Below are 23,911 nucleotides of genomic sequence, written 5' to 3'. Positions count from 1 at the left end.
CCTCTTCCCTCCATCTTTTATTTCTTGTTCCATTCTTTTAGAGTTCTTGCAGCTACTGTTTTTAAAAAATAGAAGTATATGTTGGCTAATTCGGTTGGTGTATATTGTGGAGCATTTTTTAATTGAGTAGACAGCAGCCTTTCTGTCTCTTCAAAATCCCACTGTCCAAAAAACTTACCTATCTCTTTTAGATAGCCTGCAACTTCCTGTCGCTCTGCCATATCTGTAACCTTTTCTGGATCCACTACTCTAGCTGGAAATAACGGTACGTTCCATTTAGTGTGAGGTGAGATTATTTCTTCTAAAAAGAGAAATGTTTCTTTAATCTGTGTCGAATCAGAAGTATAGATCTGAAAATATTGTTCTAGAGCCTCGCTTAAACTCTGTCCCCAAACAAGCTTTGTATATATATAATTATTAAAGTGTTGGACCCACTTCCATGGGTAACTTTTGTCTAATTCGGAAGAGTGATCTTTCATATGTGGTGGGACGATTAGATTTAAAATTCCCGATACGTTTTGGTGCTGATAACTCCTTAAGTCTTCATCAATTCTTCTTGCCAGGGGCGGGAATAGCTCACTTAGCATGAAATGGTCGCTATAATATTCTAAAACGGTTAGGTTTCTACCATTCTGTGCGGCTTGGGCGTTCCAATCCTTTAATGCATGACTTGCTCTTTGCTGATTAATCTCTTGTGATTCTATACTTTCTGCATAATTTCTGCCCCAGTATGCAAATAGAATATTAGCCTCAGACGAGACATTCGTGTTTTTTTCGCGTTCTAGCATGCTCCACGAAAGTCCTGCGTTGTAAACTATATGCTCGACCTCTACCTGCAGCCCACTTCTCTTTAAGTATTTATTTAAATTTTCAGTAAATAAAATGTAGCTCGACATAAAGTCACTGGCGTTTTTCTCTCCAATACCAACATCCTCTGGCCACAAGGATATTCTAGAAATTACCTCATTCTCTTTACAAATCGCTACAATTTTTTGAATGACCTTCTCTTGTATCTCCTTGTCTCTTGTAAAAAATTGAATATTTTCTTGCTTACCACTCTGAATACCTATCTCGTTTAATATAAATTGAAGAGAGTGACCACCTAATGTAACCTTTACTCCTCTTCTTTTTAAGGTCGGAGCTACATACCTTTTTACTTTTTCCCATAAAAAGAAAGTAAAAAAATATTCATTATGGCCATTCTTTACTCCCCAATCTATTAACGAGTTAATAAATGTTGAGTCATCAATGGTTTCAATAATATTTCCTCTTCTTTGAAAAGTAGGGTTAAAAGTAGAAAGTTCTCCTTGCTCTTGAAGCGGCGCTAGAACTATTTCTTCTTGATCCAACTGAGTCCATCTATAGCCTAAATACATTTCACAATACTTATAAATTCCATATAAAACAGAACGTGGTTCCTCACCAATAATCCATGTATTATGGCCTTGTTTTACTATGCTGTAGCCGTCTAGACTTAAAACAACAGGTAGTTTGGAATCAATCGGTAAAGATTCGTATCGTTCTCTCGTTATTAATAAGATTTGATGATCATCGCTATCTTTAAAGCATTTAACGAGTTGCAAGAAACTGTCGATACCCGCTTTTTCTAACAGCCTTTTTAACTCTTCCACTGCAAATAGAATTGGCTCATTTTTTTCAAAATATATTACTCTAAACATCTAGTTCACCACTTCTCTTTTTAGATTTACTTAATACTTCCAGCAGTCATTCCTTCGATAAATTTTTTCTGCGCGAAGAAAAATACAATTAATAATGGAATTGTCGCCAAAGTTGTAGCACTCATCAAATGATTCCATGCAGTTCCTGATTCATCTGTAAAAAGAGAGAGGCCAACAGGTAAAGTCATTAGTTCTCTAGAATTGATAAATATTAATGGATATAAAAACTCATCCCAATTTGCTAAAAAAGTAAATATAGTTAGTGTTGACAATGCAGGAACTGAAAGCGGAAGCATTATTCTCCAATATATCATCAACTTTGAGCAACCATCCATTACTGCTGCTTCTTCAAGCTCCTTGGGGATGGCTAAGAAAAACTGACGCATAAGAAATACTCCAAAAGCTCCGGATACTCCAAAGGTTGGTAATAAAATTAGAGGAACATGTGTATCGATAAGATTTAAATCTCTCATAAAAATAAATAATGGGATAATTGTAACTTCAGCAGGAATCATCATTACACTCAAAAATAAAAGAAAGATAATATTTCTACCTTTGAATTTTATTCTGGCGAATGCATAACCTGCCATTGAAGAAAATAACAAAACCAAAATTGTAACAATAATAGATATATATATACTATTAAAATATTGTTTTAAAAAGGTTAGATTACTCAACACTTCTAAGTAATTTTCCCACCTTATGGGTGAGGGAAAAAATTGTGTAAAGGTTCTTGCAGGCTCTTTTAATGAAGTGAAAATCATCCAAATAAGGGGACCTAACATAAATATAGTTATTATTAAAAGTATAATATATTTAAGAAATACACTACCCTTAGTCTTCATAGAAAACCCACCTCTTCCTTATAACCCACGATAATATAGTAAATATAAGTAAAATAAAAAATAAAACAAATGCTAGCGCTGATGCATAGCCCATATCAAAATGTTTAAAGGCCGTCTCCCATATGTAGTAGACTAATACTTTAGTACTATCCACCGGGCCCCCACGCGTCATTACGTAGACTTGACCAAAGACTTTCATAGCCCCTATGGTGGTAATAATTATAGTCAAAAATATGGTAGGTGAAATTAAAGGTAACGTGATGGAACTAAATTTTTTTGCATTATTTGCCCCCTCTAAGTCGGAGGCCTCATATAATTCTTCAGGTACCTGTTGCATAGCTGTTAAAAAGAGGATCATGTTTAATCCTACATTCTTTAGTACACTTACTATTATTACGGAAGGTAATGCTGTGGATGGAGACAAGAGCCAAGAGGGACCTTCTATACCTATTAGACTCAAAGTTTGATTAATAAAACCTTGTTCTGGTGCTAGCAAATACTTCCATACTATAGACCAAACAATTACAGAAGTAACAACCGGAACAAATATAGCCGTTCTAAATAGTCCAATGAAAGGAAATTTCCTTCTTAATAATGATGCCAATAACAAAGCTAAAATAATATTTAGGGGCACTAAACCAAAACTAAATAAAAATGTATTAACTAAAGATTTTATAAAGGTAGGATCTTCACTTAAAGCTTTATAATTTTCAACACCAATAAAAGTAGAATCTCCTAGTAAAGGCCACTCATTTAGACTTATAAAAAATGCATACAATAAGGGACCAAATGTAAAGATAGAAAATCCAATCAATATAGGAGAGATAAATAACCACCCTGCAATATTTTCTCTTCCAGATACACTAAAATTTCTTTTAGGAGTAAATTTTTTAAGCATTTCATCTCCCCCTCAGTATCTTACTTAGTATTTTTTACAATTCGGGAGACATTCTCATATATAGATTTTTCTGAATCTCCAATAGACACTACTCCCAGCATTACAGCATTAATTCCAATTCCCTTAAGTAAAGGTATATCCTTTTCGTCTATTTTCTTTTGTGTAGGTACAACGAGCGGCAATCTAGTTCTTTCTCTAAAACTTTTATATTTTATCAAGTCTTCAAGATTTAACTTTTCCCCGTAATGTTCTTTGTTGATAATTGATAATTCGATTGCGTCTATATTTAATAATTCCATTACTTGTATTTCATCTAAACTAAAGTTGGAATCTATTGCTACCGTCCGTTCTAGATCATTTTGTGTAATCCACTTTGAGCTAATATCTTTTGCATATAAGGAGAAGTAGTTGAAGCCAATTTCCTTTAATAAACTTGCCTCAATCGTATTGATTTTATCGATATCCTCTCCTAGTACAATTCCCATAGGACCTTTAAAGCATTCTCTAATTTCTTTAAAAGTCTCCGTGTATTCTTCAATTCCTGCGAATTCATTACCACTAGCTCTATGAGAAACGTTAATGTGAAACTTTAATGCGTCTGCTCCCCCCTCAATAGCTGCATGAGCTAAATCAATTCTATTTTGAGGAAGACTAACAATAGTTGTAAAATCCTTTTGTGAAAACAGGTCAATAATTGAATACATTGCGTACATCTCCTTTTTAAAAAAAGTAACGGATTCTCCGTTACTTTTTGATTATTTTAAAAGCGGTGTAATATCTTCTTCCATTTCATCAAGTATTTCACTTGGCGATTCTAACTTAGCAAACAATTTGTCTATCCCTTTTATTATCTCGCTCTCAATTTTTGTCCAATCTTCATGTAATGGATATGTGTATCCTTCATTCATTTGATCAATCATTGCTAGCTTAATTGAATCCCTAGGAGGGTTATTAGGAACATCTACAAATTCGTCAGATTCAAGTACACTTTTTCTTGCTGGCACAAAAAATGCTGACTGTGCCTGAATACCTTTTTTGCTTTCTAAAAACTTTAACAGAGTCTTTGCTTCTTCTGGATGATCACTTCCTTTAAAAGTAACAATCCCCGCTTGACCTAATAATGGAGCTCTACCGTTCGGTCCTTTAGGTAAAGGTGCAATATCCCATTCAAAATCTGTGATCTGCCTAGCATTTGTCATATAGCTATACATAGCAGAATACATACCAACTTTTCCGCTTTCATACTCTATACTCTCGCCGGGTGGCACATGAGATTTATCTTCGAACATCATACGATTAATTAATTCAAAAGTTTTTATCCCCTCTGGAGAGTTCCAAGTGAATTCTTTCATATCTTCCGAAAACATTGTCCCTCCATAAGAAATTGTGTGAGAGGGTAATGTAGCAAAGTTAGTCCACTCTCTAAATAGCCTTGCTCCATAGGTACGATTATTTCCTTCACCCTTCGATAACGCTTTTGCTGATTCTTCAAATTGCTCCCAAGTCCATTCTCCCTTCATTGCTAACTCCTTAGGAGTTTCCAAACCGGCATTATCAAACATTGTTTTGTTATAATATAGAATCATTGGTGGTGTAGAAAAAGGTAATCCTAGGAGCTTTCCATCGTGTTTCCATAATTCTAATGTTGATGGAATAAAATCTTCCATGTCAAATTCCTCATCTTCTTGAAACTCTGAAATATCATTTAAGATATCATTATTTATAAATTGGGAAACCATCGCCTCAGAAACCCAACCTACATCTGGCAATTCATTACCAGCTGCTAAAACCGACATTTTTTGTTGATAATCCGGGAAAGGAATCAGATCGATTTTGACTTTAACATTTGGATTTTCCTCATAAAAACCAGTTAACAATTCCTCATACATTTCGGCATGTTGTTCATTTCCCCAAATAGAAAATTTTAATTCCACTTCATCTTTGTTACTATTAGTTTGAGATTCTTCCTCACTACAAGCACTAATAATGCAAACTACTAATATTAACGAGAGTAGCCAACCAAATTTTTTCATTTAATAACCCCCTTTCTTAAGATTTTACTAATAATAAAATGGTTTAAGAATACTTTAATCCCAAGAAAAGGTTTCTATTATTAAGATTTTTCAGTTTTTTTACTGTTTTTATATTGAAATGGCGTACAACTTTCATATTTTTTAAAGACTACTATAAAATGTTTGGAATTTACAAATCCCACAAGATTGGAAATATCGCACACTTTTAAATTTGTCTGAGTTAATAGTTCTTTTGCTTTTTCTATTCTTATTTTAGTTATATACTCAGAAATATTTATTCCAGTCTCTTGCTTAAATAATTGACTTATATAATTTGGATGTAAATTCAATATAGAGGATATAAAATTAAGGGTTAGCCCTTTTTCTAGGTTGTCATTTATGACGGACTTAATATTACTTATATTTATTGATTCTCCAATTGTTAATTCTTTTTCCTTCTTCTTACTAATACTTTGAAGAGTACTTGTAAGCTCTTCTCTACTTATAGGTTTTAACAAATAGTCTTTAACACCTAACTTTAATGCTTCTCTTAAAAAGCTATAATCCTCGTAACCACTAATAACAATAATAGGAACTTGTGGGTACTTCTTTGTAAAACTAAATATAAAGTCCAGGCCATTCATGACAGGCATTCTAATATCTGTTATTACAAGGTCAGGTATAACGATATTAGAAATATTTAAGGCCTCAGCCCCGTTACTTGCCTCCCATAAAACTTTGTAACCTGTAATAACTTCTTCTAAGAGTTTCTTTATTCCCTTCCTAATTATTTGTTCATCATCCACTAGCAAGACATTATCCATAGGTTTTCATCACCTACTATCTAAAATTATTTTCACTTTAGTTCCTAGGCCAATTGTAGAATTAATAAGGACATTACTGTTTACTCCATATAGTAATTTTAGTCTTCTATTTATGTTACTTAATGCAATTCCAGAATTTGACTTAATATCATCATTAGATTGATGTGGACTTCCTTGCGTATTATTAATAAACGTATTGATTTCCCTTACTTTTTCTTCCTTCATACCTACTCCATTATCACTAACTGTAATAATCAGTTTGTCATCTTTCCTTTTTATCTCTACATTTATTACTATTTTTTTATTTGTTTCACTAAAACCATGGTTTAGCGAATTTTCAATTAGAGGTTGAATGAGATACTTTGGGACTAATACACTGTCTTGATTTAATTCTATTTCCCATAAGACATCCATACTGTCCCCCATTCTGTTCTTCATCAATTTTACATAAGACTTGGAGAACATCACTTCCTGCTCTATTGGAACTTGTTGTTCTTCATTTTTCAATCTATATCTTATTAATTTTCCTAATTCAGCTATCATATCTGATATCTCATATTGTTCGTTGGTAATTGCCTGCATATTAATCGATTCTAATGTATTAAAAATAAAGTGAGGGTCCATTTGAGCTTGTAAGGCTTTGTATTCCGCTTCTAGACTAATTAAGTTCGTTTGATATACCTTAGTAATAAGGGTGTCTATTTCAGTCAGCATTCCATCATAAGCAATACCTAATTCTAATATTTCATTTTTGGTAGAGGAATGATAATGATTAGAGAATTTATTTTGTTGATAATTTCTTATTTGTGTCTTTAATAGCTCTAATGGTTTTAGTAAAAAGTTAGTAGCTAAATAAGAAGTAATAAGTGAAAAAATCAAACATAATATTATTAGAAAGAATAGAACTTTATTAAATTCTTCTATCTCTCTAAATAGATATTTTTCTGGAATTACACTATGTATCTTTAAATTTGTTTTTTTTGACTCATGAGTTACACACAAATATTTTTGTTTGTTATTAGTATTTATTATGTTGGATCTATTTATTAAACATGAGGAAAGAAAATCTTTATTAGTACTTCCAAGTATTTTTTCGTTATTCCCATTGGTAATCATCCAATTTTCATTAGTAAACTGTTCAGTGAGCTGTTCTATATATGTAGGGGATAAATCAATCTTTATTACTCCTAATTCATTTAAATCGATAGGGTCTCTCAATATTCTGAAAAAACTTACATAACTCGTATCACTATTTTTATAGTATGTTGGATTTTCATCATGATAAATTATCCATCTTCCTTCTGCTTCTTTGGCTTTTTCATACCATTCCTGTTCCTGTAATTTCACATGATTTTTTACAGTACCTACTCCCTGATGACTAAACAAATGACCACTTTTAGTAAAAACATGCATTCCGTATATTTGGTCTTTGTTAAACACCATACTTGATAAAAATAGGGAAAAAGCAGTACTGTCACTAGCTTTTTTATAAGTCAACGGTGTGTCTTCTTCATATTCTCTTAAAATACCTAAAAGCTCTTGATTGTATAGAATTGATAAGGAAGATCTGGAAGCATCGTCAATTATTAAGTCTAAATTATAATTTAACTGGGTAATTGTATTCTCTCTTTTACTGAGAGTTTCCTGTCCTTTTGCACTTGTAAATATGTCTTGGACAACTAAGCCAACAATTATTAATGGAATTAATAATAAAAATGAAAAAGTAATAAAAATCTTATTTCTTAAGGACATTTTTATCCCCTTTCATTAACTTAGCTTTTACCTACACGTGCCTTTTTAATCTATAATTTAATTGGTTGCTTTAATTTACTAGACTCATATGCAGCCAAGGCAACTTCAAGCGACTTTAAACCATCATAGCCTGTAACCGATGGCTCTCTTCCTTCCTTTACACATTGAACAAAATCTTGCACTAACCCAAAATCCATATCGTTTCCATAGAAAACGTGTTCAAGAGATTTTTCTCCACTAACAAACATACGGAAATGCTCCTTGAAGGCATCTACCTTAACTATTTGCTTAGTACCAATGACTTCAATCGTTGCATCACCCCAAGTGGGATATTGAGCAAATCTTGACCAGCTAGGGTCATGGGAAGCAATTACACCGTTTGCAAATTCTAACGTAAGTAGACCAGCATCATCTATTGCAATATCATGATAATAGGAGTCAACTATAGCAGACACTTCTGAAACTTCCTGTCCTAAATACCAACGCATTATATCTACCATATGTACCGTATGATCAAGCACTGCTCCTCCTCCAGCCGCTTCTTCTTCTATAAACCAACCACCAGGGTTTTGTCCTCTGTTAGTGGTACGAAAAGCAATAATCTTTCCTAACTCTCCTTTATCAATTAACTCTTTTAAATGGCGAATTGGAGTACTAAATCTTACGGGGTAAGCTATTTGCAAAATGACCGACTGCTCTTTACATACTTCAATCATTTCCTTTGCATCCTCTATATTAGTAGCAATCGGCTTCTCACATAAAATATGCTTTTTAGCCTTAGCTGCATTGATTACCATCTCTTTATGTCGATTATTTTCGCTACAAACGATCACTGCATCCATGTCTAAGGAGAGAAATTCCTCTTGATTGTTAAAATAGGACGCACCAAACAAAGCGGCTGCCTGTTGCCCTCTCTCTGCCGACTCATCAAAGACACCAACAATTTGCACATCTTTCATTTTTGTTAGAGCGTTCGCATAACTGTTTGCATGCATATGAGCAAAACTCATCATACCTATCTTCATATTAGTGCACCTCCAGCTATGAAATCCCTATAGAATTCCACTTTATCAATAAGCACAGCATCTACCTTTTTTGCAGAGCGCAATACATCATCCGCATCGTATTGTAACGGAAGAAGCTGACCCTTCAACTCCTCACTATCAAATTCAACAATACGCTTCATTCCACTCCATTCCATTTCAACTCGTTCCACATTTGCAATCGTAAATTCTACATGGGCCATGGCTCCACTTTCAAAACGAATCATGAGTATTATATGACTTGTACCAGAATCTCGCTTAGACCTTTTTATTCGTCTCTCTTTAGGTTCACCAAACAATAAGGAAAGTACATAGAGGTCTCCTGCCATAATATTTAGGTTATCCTCTCTTACCATTCTTCGAAAACGAAATACGCCATTTGCCTTGCTGCCATTCTCTATTACTTCTTTTATTTTTTTGTAGAATGGATAACACTCCAATTCAAAATATACCTTGGCGTTACTATCCTCATTCACATAACTAAGTAAATCTGTTGGAATGAAAATGTCATATCCACTTTGCTCTAGAGCTCTTAAGTTTTTCTCTGTAGCGTCCATAACAAAAGAACCTTGTTCACCATTAATCTCCACTAGCTTTTCAACAGACTGAAGCCTACTTGCCTGTCCTAACTCCACCTCATTAAAATTACCCAAAATAATACTCATGATTAATCACTCCTCAATTCAACAGCTTTCTCAGTCGATGCACCGCCTCTTCGTTAGCAAGCTTCGCATCCTCAAAGCCTTCATACTCAATGGAAAGCCAACCCTGGTAATCTTGTTTTTTAAGTCCTTCCACGATATAAGTTAAATCTACTTTCCCGTCACCTGGGATAACCCCGATTAGCTCTTTTCCTTCCGTTGAACGAAAGCCTTTTACGGTTTCATGAACTTCCTTCTCTCTGAAATCCTTAAAGTGAACATGAGCTATTTCAGTCTTAAGCCGGTCAAATGCATTTGTTGGCTCTTCGTGAACTAGCAAAAAGTTCCCCGTATCAAAGGTAGACTTCACATACGGACTGTTGACTGCTTTAATAATTTCCTGAATCTGCTGACTTTTTCCCGCTAAAAGACCATGGTTTTCAATAGCCAAAACTATCTTTTCCTGTTCAGCTACCTTTGCACTTTCTTTCAAGCCCTCGATGATCCAATCAAAACACTCTTCATAGATAAGGCCCTCTCTAATATCTCCACAAAAAACACGAACTGTATTAGCATTCATTGCCTTGGCGACACGAATGCCTTCCACTACTTTTTCCACTTCTGCTTTTCGTTCTGTTTTGTTTTGATGAACAAAGTTATTTGTAATATCATAAGCTGAAACTTCTAGATTGGTTTTGTGCAGTTTCTCGACAACTTTCTTTATCTCTTCATCCTTGTTAACAGGATTTTGCCAGTAAATATCTAAAAGCTCTACGCCATCCAAAGATATACTTTTTGCATAATCAATAAAATCTGAAACTGACCAATTCTCTCCTCGAAGAGTGGAAGCTAAGCTATACATACTTATACTAACTTTCATTTATTCCCCTCCTATCTATCCCTTCAGCTCCAATGCTTTCTGACAAAAGCCAACTTCTTTTCTTCATGAAAAGGGTTAACCTCATGTGCATACTGAGGGTAGACTTCTATTTCCTTACTTTTTGTTCGTAAATGGTTATAGGCTGCAAAGACAGTTGATGGTGGTGTTACAGAATCCTCTAACCCAATAGACATTAGGGTTGGGCAGTTAATCGATTCACAGAAATGTACACAATCAATATAGCCAAGTGTATTCATCAATGTTTCATAGGTGTCATATTGTGGGTCTGTATACTTGAAATAATTGATAAACTCCATATACGGACCTGCCAAAGACACCTCTAAGGCTCTTTCAAAATTTGCGAGGAATGGATAATCTGAGACTACTAGTTCAATTCTTTGATCCATTCCAGCAATTGCCAAGGCTAAGCCCCCTCCTTGAGAGCTTCCTACAACTCCTAGTTTCGTTGGGATAAAAAGAGCATCCGGTGAATTAATCCATTCAAGTTGAAATTGAAGATCCTTAAGCACATTCGTATAATAGTAATTATCTGGATCATGGATACCATTTAGCATCCACCCAAGGCTTCTACTTCCATTATTGTATTTAGCGTAGTCCGGTGAGCTTCCTTGCGCTCGAACATCAAAGGCATACACAGCTATCCCCATAGAAATCCATTTTAGGTAGTCTAACGGCAGTCCACGGCTGCCTGTATATCCATGGATATTTAATATGACAGGACATTGTTCAACACCTTTAGGCTTAATGGCCCATCCCTTTAATGGTGTCCCATCCCAGCTTTCAAACACCAAATCTGCTACCTCCATAGTAGGAATCACGTAATCCTTCCAAACAACTGTGACATTTGGTTGGAGATTGCTTATTTTCTTCTTTTGTTCTTCCCAAAAAACATGAAAGTCTACCGGCTTACGAATAAGCTTTGGCTGATATTCCTTTAAATGGTTTAAAGAATAGTCTCCAATTTGTCTACCCAAATCGATTTAGCTCCTTTCTAAGCAAACTGTGTCCTTACAAATAAACCTCTTTACCTGTTTGAGCAGATTCATAGATAGCATTCAACATTTTCATTACTTCGACCCCATCTTCAACAGGTGCAACAGGCGATTTCCCGTCTAAGCAGCATTCTACAAAATGGTTTATCTCATTAGTAAATGAGCCTGCAAAGTCAAAACTTTTGTTGTCAACCTGCGGAAGAATATTTAAGATCGTATCGTTCTGCTCCGTCACAATAATTAGCTCTGGTTCTATTTCAGCTCCTCCTTTGTCTCCAAACAATTTAACACTTACTTGATCCTCTTTTGCCTGAAGCGTAAAGCTTACATCTACCGCCAAAGATGCTCCGTTTTCAAAACGAATTAATCCATTTGCTAAATCTTCCACGTTATTTAAAGATGAGTCGTAGTCAGCTGCCTTGTAAAAGGAAAGGTTTTTGACATTACTTCGATTACCGAGTTTAGAATACGTGTTGCCACTGACAGAAACTGGTCTAGGCCTCCCCATCAAATACCAGCAAAGATCTATCATGTGAACGCCTAAATCCATAAGAGCTCCTCCACCAGATTTAGATTTATCACTAAACCAGCCACCTGGATTTCCTAGCCTTCTTAAACAAGATGCTTTTGCATAATAGATTTCCCCCAAGTAATCCTGATCGATGAATTGTTTTAAGATATTAGAGTTATTACCATGTCTTCTAACAAATCCGACGAGTAAAACTTTGCCTGACTTTACTGCTGCAGCCTCGACTGCCAACGCCTCTTCGACCGTCATGCATAAGGGCTTTTCAACTAATACATGCTTCCCTGCTTCCAGTGCAGCAATAGCAATTTCAGCATGTGTATTGTTCCATGTACAAATGCTTACTGCATCTACATCTTTGTTAGCTAATAAGTCTTTATAGTTGGTATACATATGAGTAACACCATATTGATTACCACATTCCGTAAGTCTTTGCTCGTTCTGATCGCATAATGCTACTAGCTCTACCCGATTATGTAGGAGATAAGGGGTAATATGAAATTGTGAAATAGATCCTCCACCAATCACGCCAACTTTCAACATTAAAATGCTCCTCTCAGTTATAAAACTCTATGCCCTACCGAAAACTTATAATCTTCGTCAGGGTTTTAGATTTCTTGTCAGTCAAATCTTTATATGCAGCCTGCGCCTGATCTATGTTCACTTCTTCAGTTATAAATGAATTAATCTTAATACGCTTTTCATTTACTAATCTTAAATATTCAGCTACATTTCTTCCCTCTGTCCACCTTACATATCCATAAGGATAATCCACTGCCTGCTTTTCATAGACAGGATCATATCTCCCTGGCCCCCCTGCTCTAGAGATGAGAATTTGAGCTTCCTTCCCAAACATTAACTCTCGTGGAAAGTCCGGCTCAATATCTCCTACAATGACTACCTTTCCTTGGTTGCGTATCCATTCCAAGCTTTGACCAGTAAGCGCTGACCGTTTGCCTCCCGCACAAAGCAATACAGCGTCTGCTCCTCGGTTGAATGTACGTACATTGATCTCTTCCTTCATGTTCTCTAAATTCGAAAAGGAGGTAATTCCTGATTCTTCTTTTAACATAGCTCCTCTTTCAGCTTGTACATCGTATGCAAGAACATCATAGGCAGCAGCATGTGCTATCTTTGCAATCATTTGCCCTAGCAATCCAAGACCTACAATCACTACGGTTTCTCCAAATTCTAATTTCGCTACTCGAAGTGCATGAATAGCAATTGCTCCGATTCCAGCTAGAGACGCTTCTTTTGGGTCCATACCAATTGGAACCTTGGCACATAAGGTTGTTGGTACACATAAATACTCAGAATGCCCCACGTAGGGTGCTCCGTAGCAAGCAACTATATCACCTTCTTGAAAGTCAGTGATTTCGTTTCCGCATTCCTCAACAATACCAACAGCACTATACCCTAAAGAAATCTCTCGGTCATTGCTAGCTGTTATTAAACTCAACTCGGTTCCGGGAGATATAGCGCTATACAACGTTTTGATCATAAGATAGGAAGGTAAAATATCCATTTTAGATTTTTCTTCTATATAAACCTTTTGATCTTTAGCAATAACTGACTTCACTTCAATCGCTCCTTACATCAAAACCTATTTGGTTAGAATTCATCATTTCAAACCTGACATTTGAATTCCCTCTGTAAAATATCGTTGGAAGAATAGAAAAATTAGAAAAGTTGGTATAAAAGAAACTGCTGAACCTGCCATTTCTATCCCAAAGTTTCCTTCCTTCCCTAACATCGAAGCCAAGCCAAGTGTTACCGGGAACATTTTTTCCTGAGTTAAATAAATTAACGGCTGGAATAAATCGTTCCAGTTTGAAATAAAGGCAAAAGTTCCAACTGTAGCGACTACCGGGATAGAGAGAGGTAAAATAACTTTAAAGAATATCTGTAAATCATTTGCCCCATCTATATATGCAGCCTCTTCTAAATCATTTGGTATTCCTTGTAGAAACTGTCTTACTAGGAAAACCCCCATAATTCCCCAGAGCTCTGGAACAATAAGTGCCCAATAGGTATTGATCCATCCAAAGTCAGAGAACATAATATACTTCGGGATGATTAACAATTGTTGAGGAATCATAATAACCCCCATAAACACCCAAAATATAACCTCTCTCCCAAAGAATTTTTTCTTAGCGAAAATATAACCTAGGATCGCACAAAAAATCATCTGACTAGCTACGGGTATCACAGTAATAACAACTGAGTTAAAAATCCATCGGAGAAATTGGCCATCTCTCATAATATAAAAGTAGTTTTTTAGAGTTGGTTCATCTGGAATCCAAAAAAGCGGGTCTAATTGTGCGTATTCTACATTTTTAAAAGACCCTAAAATCATAATGACAAAGGGCATTAGAAAACAAAAACCCAATATAAACAAAGCAATGTAGGAAATTACCTTTTTCAAACAATTTCATCCCCTTCTAGTAGAGATTAGACTCTTTCCCTAAAAACCTTCTTTGTAAGAGCGAGATCATTAGGATAATGAAGAATAGCACATAGGAAAGTACTGCAGCGTAGCTTAAATTTAAGCTAGTAAAGCCTTGATTGTATAAGTAATAAACAATAGTCGTTGTTGCATAGTTTGGTCCTCCACCTGTTAGCAAGTAAGCTGAGTCAAATATTTGGAATGACCCGATAGTAGTAGTAATCGCTACATAAAAATGAATAGGCTTCAACAGGGGAAAAGTTACTTTCCAAAAGATTTTACTAGTCGATGCCCCATCCATTTTAGCCGCCTCATATAGTCCCTTGTCTATCGATTGGAGACCAGCGAAATAATAAATCATAGTGCTCCCGGCAACCTTAAAGACACTTAATGCTGCTAAGACAGGTAAAGCCTGACTAGAATCAGATAAGAATAGCTGAGGCTCAATACCGATGAACCCTATTAGATAGTTAATCATTCCTTCTTCTGTCCCTCTGAATAACCATCCCCATATGCCAGCGATAATTACAAAAGATGTTACAACAGGTAAAAAGAAAACGCCTTTAAAAAATCCAGCCATCTTAACACCCGAATTAATAATTAAGGCTAGTATTAAGCCCACTGCCATGGTTGGGACAATATAATAAACTGAAAACATCACAGTATTCCATAAGGCCTTCCACGCGATACTATCGCTTAAAAAGTATTTCCAATGCTTAAGCCCTACAAATTCTGGATCACCAATTACCTTCCAATCCATGAATGTTAAATAAAAACTTAAAAGGAATGGATACACTTGGAAAATAGCAAAATGTATTAAGATCGGAATAAGAAAAATATAGACGATTGCATTACGATCCCATTGTCTTTTTAATCTAGCCCTTAGCGTCATCCCATTTTTCTTGGACACTAAAGGTTTACCTATTGTATTTACCAGTGTAAACACCCTTTCATATGTAGATTAATCATATAGAGAGCTTGATCTGTCAAAGACCAAACTCCCTATTAGATTTACTTTACTTTTCCTTTAATTGCTTCAGCAGCTGCATCAGCAGCCTCTTTTGGAGTTTTCTTGCCTTCCATCATCGTTTGGAGCTCTGCTTGAATTAACGGCATAATGTTGCGTCCCTCTGGATGTATAACTCCTGGTAAAGCAAACTCAGTATAAGTCGCTAGCTGAGCTAAATATTTTTGCTCTTCAAAGATATCCTTAGCAGATTCACGTGTAGGAATATACTGAGTAACCTGGTTAAACTTACGTTGGTTTTCAGCATTCGTCATGACTTTTACAAATTCAGCTGCTGCATCTGGATTTTCAGAGTTAATAGGCACTACGAACATCCCTGTAGTTCCATAAGTAACTTGTTTTTTGTTCTTTAAAGGTGGTGCAATAACAAATTCAAATGTTTCTTTACTTAACATACGACTAATAGATGCTCCCGATCCTTGAACAGACAGCAGTTTACCACCGTCCCATAATGCATCGTGCTCTAAAGCTGTAATAGAATCCTTTGGAATCCACTCATTTTTATACATTTTGTTGATAAATTCGAACGCTTCTACACCAGCATCACTGTTAATCTTTACTTCATTGTCTGCTGTAAGTACTTCTCCACCAGCCTGCCAAAGATATGGATATAATGTACCGTTCATAGAACCTCCACCTTGGAAGCTAGATGCGTAATACCCTTTTGCTTTTGCTTTTTCTGCCCATTTCTCAAACTCTTCCCATGTTGCTGGCAGTTTGGATGGATCTTCACCGATTTCCTTGATGATGTCTACATTGTAAAGGAAGGTATAAGCTTCTTGTAGAATAGGTAAACCGTATACTTTATCCTTCCATGTAGTGGAAACTAGAGCACTTTCAACAAAGTCCTCCATATCGTTGTCCTCTAAATATGGGCTAAGATCCGTTAGCATCCCTGCTTCTGCATATTGTGGCATTTGGTCAGGGATAGCATAAAATACATCCGGACCATTGTTAGCAGCTAAAGCAGTAAGAACCTTTTGGTCACGATTTGCCCAAGGAATTTGCTCAAAGTTGACCTTTACTCCTGTAGCCTCTTCATAAGAAGCAATAATTTCATCCCACATTTTACCTTCAACTTCCTGATCTCCAGTATACGGATGTGCCCAAACAGTTATTTCACCTGAAAAACCATCCTTTCCAGCTTCTCCAGACGTTTCTATTTTTTCCCCTGCCTCATCATCACTACAAGCTACCATTAAGGCACTAAATACTAACAATATTAAAAATAACCACAGCTTTTTCATGTATTTACCCCTTCCCCTTTTTAAAATATGTTGTTTGGATTAATAGCTGTTCCTTAATTACTAAATCCCTCCTCCTAGTAATCCGCTCTTTGTCGTTCTTTCTCTGTAACCTCTAACAGTCAAAGATATAAATTGTAAAAACTTCAAGTATACTTTTAGGTAAGCGCTACCAAAGTAAAATTATAAAACTATTTACTTTCTTAATAGCCTAAAATATACTGAAATTACAAAATAATAAGTTAACTTTTACTTATCTTATATGATTAACAATAAAGAGACAATGTCTATAAATAGTCTTTAATTAATAGACTTCTGTTTGAGAGGAGAAAATGAAGGTGAATTGGGATAATTTTAATAAAGTTGCATATTGGATGTTGTCGCTAATTTACTTAAATTTATTGTGGATTATTTTCACTGTTTTAGGCTTAGGGATTTTAGGTCTATTCCCTTCCACTGTCGCATTATTTGGGGTTGTAAGATTGATGGTCATGAAAGAAGGCCAAGAACCATTTAAATTCTTTCAATCTTTTTGGAGAATCTTTAAAAAAGACTTTTGGAGAGCAAACAGTTTTGGATTATTATTTACTTTTGTTTGTTATTTTTTAATATTTGATTTTCAATTTGTTCAATTAAGTAATGGCCAATTTAATTTTTTATTACCTGCTCTATTTTTCATTTTAATCTCTAGTATTCTTACACTACTATTTTTCTTTCCTGTTTATGTTCATTTTGAACTAAAATACTTTCAATACATAAAACAGTCGTTTCTTATTGCTATTACGTCTCCCTTAGAGCTTTTTGGCATCTTAGCAAGCACATTAGCTATGTACTTTTTTCTTACATTTTTACCTGGAGCCATACCACTTTTCTCAGGAAGCCTTCTAGCCTATGCAATAACTGTGTTAAGTTTTAGAGCCTTTAGAAGAATTGAGCAAAAACAAAAAGTACAACAAGAAAAACCATTAAATAGTAAAGACTTATTGGTTGAGGAACTGAAATCTTAAAAAAGAGAGCTGGATCTATTCTTTAGATCACGCTCTCTTTTCTTATTACTTTAGCTTTCCTTCAATAGCTTTGGCCGCTGCATCTGCCGCTTCTTTAGGAGTTTTCTTACCTTCTAGCATGGTTTGAAGCTCCGCCTGTATTAACGGCATAATATTACGACCTTCCGGATGAATGACTCCTGACTGTGTAAACTCCGTGTAAGAAGCTAATTGGGCAAGATATTTTTGATCGTCATAAATATCTTTTGCTGACTCTCTAGTAGGAATGAATTGAGTTTCTCTATTAAATTTCCTTTGGTTTTCAGCATTTGTAATTACTTTAATAAACTCTGCAGCTGCATCTTTGTTATCTGAATTTACCGGCACAACAAACATGCCAGTGGTACCATAGGTAGCTTGTTTTTTATTCTTTAACGGAGGAGCGATTACAAACTCAAAAGTCTCTTTTTCTAGCATTCTACTTACTGATTTACCTGCTCCTTGAATAGATAACAGTTTTCCACTATCCCATAAGGCATCATGGTCTAAGGCAGTAATCGAATCCTGCGGAATCCAACCATTACTATATAATTTGTTAATAAATTCAAATGCCTCTACGCCATTTTCGTTATTAATCATTACTTTATTGTCTTCAGTTAATATTTCACCGCCAGCCTGCCATAAATAAGGATAGAGAGTACCATTCATCGAGCCTCCGCCTTGGAAGCTAGAAGCATAGTAACCCTTTTCTTTAGCTTTAGCTGCCCACTCTTCAAACTCTTCCCACGTGGTTGGAAGCTTGGAAGGATCTTCCCCAATCGCTTTCACAACTTCAACGTTGTACATAAAGGTTTCGACTGATTGTAAAATCGGCACACCATACATTTTCCCCTTCCACTTAGTTGGAACCAGGGAGCTTTCCACAAAATCGTCCATATCGTTGTTTTCCATGTAAGGGCTAAGGTCAACTAGCATCCCTGCTTCAGCATATTGAGGCATTTGGTCAGGGATTGCATAAAATACATCTGGACCATTATTTGCAGCAAGTGCAGTCAATATTTTTTGATCGCGATTAGCCCACGGGATTTGTTGGAAGTTAACCTTCACACCAGAAGCATCTTCATAAGAAGCGATTAACTCCTTCCACATTTCCCCTTCCTTTTCCTGATTGTCCGTGTACGGATGAGCCCATACAGTTATTTCCCCTTTACTTTGAGAATCCGTTGTTCCAGTCTCGTCACTACAACCAACCATCAGTAACCCACTTACCAACAATAAAAATAATAACTTTTTCATTGACCTACCCCTTCGATTTGTATTCTAGCTGCTCTTCTCTTTTCGATTCTGCTTCTAGTTCACCCCTTTCAAATTACCTTAAAATAATAAAGTATTTTTTTCCAAGTATGTAAAAATATAAAACATTTTGTTTCTTAATAGTATCTGACCGATATGAAAGAGACAATGTCCTAATATAGTCTCTAATTTTCAACATGACAGCTAAATTTTCTTTTCATTTCTTGTGACAAATAGCTGTCGTCATGTTGTTTAAATTGCATATATGTTGTAAGATTCATTAGTTATATTAAAATAAAGAATCTTACTACATAAGGCTCGGTGAATGATAGATGAATACAAAAGCTTTTTTTCTCGCAATTATGACTGTAGCTATCTGGGGATCTTCTTTTGCAGCTATTAGTGCAAGCTTAAATGGAGGCTTTCCTCCGGGTCACTTATCTTTATATAGATTTTTGATAGCCTCACTTATTTTTGCTGTTGTAGCATTCTGGCCAGGAAGTAAATTTAAACTTCCTGAGAAAAGTGACCTATGGAAAATATTAATTTTAGGGTGGATTGGTATTAGCCTCTACCATGTTTGCGTGACATTTGGACAAATGACCATTTCTGCAGGGACTGCAGGTATGCTTATCGGTTCTGCACCAATTGTTACCACAGTGATGGCTGTAGTTATATTAAATGAACGATTAGGAAAAGTAGGATGGGTAGGATTAGGGTTTGGCTTTGTTGGAATAATACTTATTGCTTTAGGGACTGGGGATTCATCCTTTGATATCTCTCCAGGAATATTCCTAGTTCTAATTGCAGCTTTTGCCACGTCTATTTTTTTCGTATATCAAAAGCCTTTATTTAAGAAATATAGCGCTATTGAGCTTACCGCTTATTTTACTTGGGCTGGTACTGTACCATTTCTCTTTTTTTCACCTGGCCTATTCGATACTCTTCAAAACGCAACTGTAGAAGCAAATCTATCTGCGATTTACATTGGTATATTTCCTACAGCATTAGCCTACCTCACTTGGGCAATAGCGTTATCTAAGAGCGATGCCAGCTCTATTTCCAATACATTATACGCGGAGCCAGTTGTTGCTATAATTATTACTTGGATTTGGCTTCATGAGCTTCCTTCTCCACTTTCTATTGTTGGTGGGACCATTGCAATAAGCAGCTTGTTACTCGTTAACTTGTATGGTAATAAACAGCGGCTGACCTTAAAGCAAGAAAATACAGCCAAAAATCACATATGAAAAAAGGTACCCATGAAGACTATGCTTCATTTGGGTACCTTTTTACTTTTATCTATGCGATGGTATTCAGACAGTTGGATTATACGGACGTTCTTCGTATTCAATTCATGGTAGATGCCTCTACTGTCCCAAAAGGAAATAAACTGATCTCTTTCATTTCGAATCAGACTCTCCGCTTCCTCCGATGATTCCAAGTGAATAAACCTTCTTATATAATGGTTTTCATCAAAGAAGTAAGTAATTTTAAATTCTTTCATATTTAGTCTCCTATTGTTGCTTGCTTTTTACATTGGCCATTATAACCTTACTATGTGGAAGACTTGGGATACTTACCATGCTATAGCTTAAATCCTGATTTGGAAGGTCGTAAGCTAGCTTATTTGCAAGATATTGAAGGCTCACCTTCATTATTTCAATAGTTACCCACTCTCCTGCACAGCGATGGCCCATATTGAAATCTCCACCGCCTTGAGGTATAAAGCTAAACGGGCTTTCGTCCCACTGTGCAAAACGATCGGGATTGAAAATTTCTGGGTTGTCCCATAGATGAGGATCATGGTTGGTTCCATACAAGTCTAATAAGGTTAAAGTTCCTTCTTCAAATTGAAAATCGTTCCAGATAAAGTCTTTTTTCACTCTAGCTATTGTCGCAGGAAAAAAAGGATAAAATCGTCTGACCTCCTGTACAAACATTTGAAGGAATTCGTCCTCTTTTAAAAGTTTCGGTTTATTTTCAGGATATTGATGAACGGCCAATCCGGTGAAGGTAATATAAACCGAGATTGCTACGATCGGTCTAATAATATTCAGCACTTCTACAGCAACTATTTCTTTATCTAACAGTTTGCCATCTATGTCCTTATGAAAAGAAAAACTGTTGAGAGCAGTTCCCTCTGGCGGCTGTAGCTGGCTATCTCTTACTTGTTGCACCAGCTCTCCAATCCAATCCTCTAATTCTTTTCTAGCGTGTCTTCCCATCCAATGTTCAGGTCCCAGCGCAGAAGCAGACTCAAATAATTTAGTCAGCTGCTCTGTCCGTTTTTTTACTTCGTCATCATTCAATGGGACACCCGCCCATTCACACGCCAGCTTGCATAATAATTCTCTGGATTCATCATATAGAACGACTTGGTCTTTCTGTTCCCATTCTTTACTTTTGATATCCCAATATTTTTGAGTAAGATGGTTTAAACGCTCTAGATGATTTGGCGTCATGATAGACATGAACATCCCTTTTCTATTTCTATGCTCTTCCTCGTCCAATCCTTGAACTCCGCCTACTCCAAATAGTGTCTTTTGAAGTCTTTTTGGAGCTGCTCCCGTTCTTATGAACTTATCGTTATCATAGAAAAGCTTAGATGCCTCTTCGCCACCCATACAGATTGCCTTCTGCCCCAGCAGTCTTGTTTCAAAGATATTAGATGCAAAGCTTTTACGTCTATTCGCTAAAAACATATATCCCTCACGCAATAATGTGAGACTATGATCTAGACCTTCTTCCTTTGGCATCTGCCTTGAATTAGTCATTTAACCATCTCCTTATTTGCTTCTATTGTTTGTTTACTTTTCCCTTTTTAATCTGGTTAAAACAAGAAAAGCATAATCGCCTGTTACTGCCCCGACAGGCAAATGGGGAAATGCGAGGAGGCAGTTCCTCAGCCACCGGAGCTTTTATCCATTTGACCCCGAGGGGCAAGGCGATGGAGCTAGACATCAAGAAAAGCATAATCGCCTGTCACTGCCCCGACAGGCAATTGGGGAAATGCGAGGAGGCAGGTCCTCAGCCACCGGAGCTTTTATCCATTTGACCCCGAGGGGCAAGGCGATGGAGCTAGACATCAAGAAAAGCATAATCGCCTGTCACTGCCCCGACAGGCAAATGGGAAAATGCGAGGAGGCAGTTCCTCAGCCACCGCAGTATTTTCCCATTTGACCCCGAGGGGCAAGGCGATGGAGCTAGACACCAATTTATCCCCAGGTTCAGAACTTTATAATTTCCTAAACAACTAAAAAAGTCGTTGCACTTATCTTTTATCATTAAATAAAGCATATGATAGAATGTATTTACTACAAGAAGGAAGGAAGTAGCTACTATGAAGTCCCCTTTTACATATAAATATATAGCACCGACCACTAAAGGAAATGACCAGCCATCTCTTTTCTTATTTCATGGCATGGGCAGTAACGAAGAGGATTTGCTCCAGCTTGTAAGCGAATTAGAAGGTAGCCACCATATTTTTAGTTTGCGTGGACCAATTGTATTTAACCCTGGATATGCATTTTTCACGATTGAGGAAGAAGGAAGACCAGAAAGACAGGTTTTTGATAAGGTAGTAACTTATCTACACCAATTTATTGCAGAGGCCATTCAGGAATATAGCTTAGATCAAAGTAAAATAAGTTTAGTTGGCTTTAGTCAGGGTGCCGTATTGGCACAAACAATAGCTCTCACTATGGGCGATGTAATAAAAGGAGTAGCTGCCTTAAGCGGTTATTTACCTGATTTTGTGAAAGATGAATATAGAAAGCACCCTGTCGATCATTTGACTATGTTCATTTCGCATGGGGATTACGATTACATAATTCCATCTATTTGGGGATTAGAAAGTAAAAATTATTTTGAGGGACTTGGAGCTAATGTTACATATAAAACATACGAGGATGGCCATGGAGTTGTTCCAGAAAACCAGCTTGATTTAGTTAATTTCCTAAAACAATTGTAGAATAATCTTTTTTTACACATCTATCAATTTCAATTGAAGGAAAAGAATGAAATTTATTCTTATTTAAAATGTTTGAGGAGATACAACATCTCCTCAAACATTTTTTTGATAATATATATTTTTAACTTCCATAAATAATTGTTACATGAGGATGCATCTTCAAACAGCTTGCCGGAAAATCCTCAGAAATGCCTTGTTCCTTAATGCGATTCAAAGTCTCTATTTTATTTTCACCAAAGGCCAATAACACAATCTGCTTAGCCATCATAATTGTTTCAATACCCATTGTAATTGCTAGCTCTGGGACTGATTTTCCTTCTGGAAAGTATTTAGCATTATCCTGTTTTGTTTTATCTGCAAGCTCGACAACATGGGTTCTTGACTGAAAAGACGTACCTGGCTCATTAAATCCAATGTGTCCATTAACACCAATCCCTAGTAATTGAAGATCAACTCCGCCTTTTTGTTCAATCTGATGCTCATAACGGGCACATTCCTTCTCTAAATTCGTTGCTAAGCCATCTGGAAGATAAACATTTTCTCTTGGAATGTTTACATGTTTAAATAGATGCTCCTGCATATATTTATGGTAGCTTGTAGCTTCCTCCGGCCCGATTCCTACATATTCATCCAAGTTAAACGTACTTGCTTCTTCAAAAGAAATATCACCTTTTATGTAGCATTGCACTAATTCTTTATAAAAGCCTATCGGAGTTCCTCCTGTTGCTAATCCTAATACACTAGATGGCTTTTCTATTAATTGCTTTTCAAAAATAGTAGCTGCCATTTTACTCATTTCTTCGTAAGTTTTAACTTCCAACCATGTTAT

The 23,911-nt window shown here is 36.1% G+C and carries 23 protein-coding genes; 3 read left to right on the top strand and 20 right to left on the bottom strand.

Translation table 11 applies throughout. The features are described from left to right. Nucleotides 1–17: 17 nt before the first annotated feature. From MKX96_RS19120 to MKX96_RS19045, 16 genes are all read right to left on the bottom strand, one after another. A complete protein-coding gene (locus MKX96_RS19120; protein WP_340886771.1) occupies nucleotides 18–1,679 on the bottom strand; it encodes an alpha-glucuronidase family glycosyl hydrolase in 1,662 nt (553 codons plus the stop codon). Between the two features lie 26 nt (nucleotides 1,680–1,705). Continuing rightward, a complete protein-coding gene (locus MKX96_RS19115) occupies nucleotides 1,706–2,524 on the bottom strand; it encodes a carbohydrate ABC transporter permease (RefSeq protein WP_340886769.1) in 819 nt (272 codons plus the stop codon). Continuing rightward, nucleotides 2,514–3,422, bottom strand: coding sequence for a carbohydrate ABC transporter permease (locus MKX96_RS19110; protein WP_340886766.1), 909 nt, complete (start codon nucleotides 3,420–3,422; stop codon nucleotides 2,514–2,516). The genes MKX96_RS19115 and MKX96_RS19110 overlap by 11 nt, the downstream gene beginning before the upstream one ends. A gap of 20 nt (nucleotides 3,423–3,442) precedes the next feature. Next, entirely contained in the window at nucleotides 3,443–4,126 is a 684-nt protein-coding gene (locus MKX96_RS19105; protein ID WP_340886763.1) for a hypothetical protein, read from the bottom strand. Nucleotides 4,127–4,177: 51 nt separating this feature from the next. Beyond that, nucleotides 4,178–5,455, bottom strand: coding sequence for an ABC transporter substrate-binding protein (locus MKX96_RS19100; protein WP_340886762.1), 1,278 nt, complete (start codon nucleotides 5,453–5,455; stop codon nucleotides 4,178–4,180). 80 nt (nucleotides 5,456–5,535) lie between these two features. After that, nucleotides 5,536–6,258 carry a response regulator transcription factor gene (locus tag MKX96_RS19095; protein WP_340886759.1) on the bottom strand — a complete coding sequence of 241 codons (723 nt, stop codon included), beginning with the start codon at nucleotides 6,256–6,258 and terminating at the stop codon, nucleotides 5,536–5,538. Between the two features lie 9 nt (nucleotides 6,259–6,267). Continuing rightward, nucleotides 6,268–8,010: a sensor histidine kinase gene (locus MKX96_RS19090; protein WP_340886757.1), complete on the bottom strand. Its 1,743-nt coding sequence runs from the start codon at nucleotides 8,008–8,010 to the stop codon at nucleotides 6,268–6,270. A gap of 50 nt (nucleotides 8,011–8,060) precedes the next feature. Then, a complete protein-coding gene (locus MKX96_RS19085) occupies nucleotides 8,061–9,035 on the bottom strand; it encodes a Gfo/Idh/MocA family protein (protein ID WP_340886755.1) in 975 nt (324 codons plus the stop codon). Beyond that, complete coding sequence (locus tag MKX96_RS19080; protein ID WP_340886752.1) at nucleotides 9,032–9,718, bottom strand: hypothetical protein; 687 nt, start codon at nucleotides 9,716–9,718, stop codon at nucleotides 9,032–9,034. Before MKX96_RS19080 ends, MKX96_RS19085 begins: the two co-directional genes overlap by 4 nt. Before the next feature lie 13 nt (nucleotides 9,719–9,731). Further along, nucleotides 9,732–10,574: a sugar phosphate isomerase/epimerase family protein gene (locus MKX96_RS19075; RefSeq protein ID WP_340886751.1), complete on the bottom strand. Its 843-nt coding sequence runs from the start codon at nucleotides 10,572–10,574 to the stop codon at nucleotides 9,732–9,734. 23 nt (nucleotides 10,575–10,597) lie between these two features. Next, on the bottom strand, nucleotides 10,598–11,569 hold the full coding sequence (locus tag MKX96_RS19070; protein ID WP_340886749.1) for an acetylxylan esterase: 972 nt from the start codon (nucleotides 11,567–11,569) through the stop codon (nucleotides 10,598–10,600). 34 nt (nucleotides 11,570–11,603) lie between these two features. Beyond that, nucleotides 11,604–12,656: a Gfo/Idh/MocA family protein gene (locus MKX96_RS19065; RefSeq protein WP_340886745.1), complete on the bottom strand. Its 1,053-nt coding sequence runs from the start codon at nucleotides 12,654–12,656 to the stop codon at nucleotides 11,604–11,606. A 34-nt stretch (nucleotides 12,657–12,690) separates the two neighbouring features. Next, the gene (locus MKX96_RS19060; RefSeq protein WP_340886743.1) at nucleotides 12,691–13,692 is read right to left on the bottom strand and encodes a zinc-dependent alcohol dehydrogenase; all 1,002 of its coding nucleotides are present in this window, start codon (nucleotides 13,690–13,692) and stop codon (nucleotides 12,691–12,693) included. A 42-nt stretch (nucleotides 13,693–13,734) separates the two neighbouring features. Then, nucleotides 13,735–14,538: a carbohydrate ABC transporter permease gene (locus MKX96_RS19055; protein WP_340886739.1), complete on the bottom strand. Its 804-nt coding sequence runs from the start codon at nucleotides 14,536–14,538 to the stop codon at nucleotides 13,735–13,737. 16 nt (nucleotides 14,539–14,554) lie between these two features. Continuing rightward, nucleotides 14,555–15,451, bottom strand: coding sequence for a carbohydrate ABC transporter permease (locus MKX96_RS19050; protein ID WP_340886974.1), 897 nt, complete (start codon nucleotides 15,449–15,451; stop codon nucleotides 14,555–14,557). A gap of 119 nt (nucleotides 15,452–15,570) precedes the next feature. After that, entirely contained in the window at nucleotides 15,571–16,833 is a 1,263-nt protein-coding gene (locus MKX96_RS19045) for a sugar ABC transporter substrate-binding protein (RefSeq protein WP_340886737.1), read from the bottom strand. Nucleotides 16,834–17,168: 335 nt separating this feature from the next. Here MKX96_RS19045 and MKX96_RS19040 point away from each other — a divergent pair, with 335 nt between their 5' ends. Next, entirely contained in the window at nucleotides 17,169–17,837 is a 669-nt protein-coding gene (locus MKX96_RS19040) for a YesL family protein (RefSeq protein WP_340886735.1), read from the top strand. A gap of 45 nt (nucleotides 17,838–17,882) precedes the next feature. Here the strand turns inward: MKX96_RS19040 and MKX96_RS19035 are convergent, their stop codons facing one another. Next, a complete protein-coding gene (locus MKX96_RS19035; RefSeq protein WP_340886732.1) occupies nucleotides 17,883–19,112 on the bottom strand; it encodes a sugar ABC transporter substrate-binding protein in 1,230 nt (409 codons plus the stop codon). Between the two features lie 329 nt (nucleotides 19,113–19,441). On the opposite strand from MKX96_RS19035, the gene MKX96_RS19030 reads away from it, so the two are divergent. Then, on the top strand, nucleotides 19,442–20,359 hold the full coding sequence (locus MKX96_RS19030) for a DMT family transporter (protein ID WP_340886728.1): 918 nt from the start codon (nucleotides 19,442–19,444) through the stop codon (nucleotides 20,357–20,359). A gap of 26 nt (nucleotides 20,360–20,385) precedes the next feature. Here MKX96_RS19030 and MKX96_RS19025 read toward each other — a convergent pair whose 3' ends face one another. Together MKX96_RS19025 and MKX96_RS19020 are read right to left on the bottom strand one after the other, a co-directional pair. Next, nucleotides 20,386–20,616, bottom strand: a complete 231-nt coding sequence (locus MKX96_RS19025; protein ID WP_340886725.1) for a hypothetical protein — start codon at nucleotides 20,614–20,616, stop codon at nucleotides 20,386–20,388. 10 nt (nucleotides 20,617–20,626) lie between these two features. Next, entirely contained in the window at nucleotides 20,627–21,886 is a 1,260-nt protein-coding gene (locus tag MKX96_RS19020) for a cytochrome P450 (protein ID WP_340886722.1), read from the bottom strand. Between the two features lie 566 nt (nucleotides 21,887–22,452). On the opposite strand from MKX96_RS19020, the gene MKX96_RS19015 reads away from it, so the two are divergent. Continuing rightward, nucleotides 22,453–23,082, top strand: a complete 630-nt coding sequence (locus MKX96_RS19015; protein WP_340886719.1) for an alpha/beta hydrolase — start codon at nucleotides 22,453–22,455, stop codon at nucleotides 23,080–23,082. Nucleotides 23,083–23,203: 121 nt separating this feature from the next. Here MKX96_RS19015 and nagB read toward each other — a convergent pair whose 3' ends face one another. Next, nucleotides 23,204–23,911: a glucosamine-6-phosphate deaminase gene (nagB, locus tag MKX96_RS19010; RefSeq protein WP_340886972.1), complete on the bottom strand. Its 708-nt coding sequence runs from the start codon at nucleotides 23,909–23,911 to the stop codon at nucleotides 23,204–23,206.

It is taken from the genome of Psychrobacillus sp. FSL W7-1493 (genome assembly GCF_038004905.1).
Classification (GTDB): Bacteria; Bacillota; Bacilli; order Bacillales_A; family Planococcaceae; genus Psychrobacillus.
The sequence above is the reverse complement of the archived record's forward strand: the minus strand, read 5'-3'. Positions and strand labels throughout refer to the sequence as shown.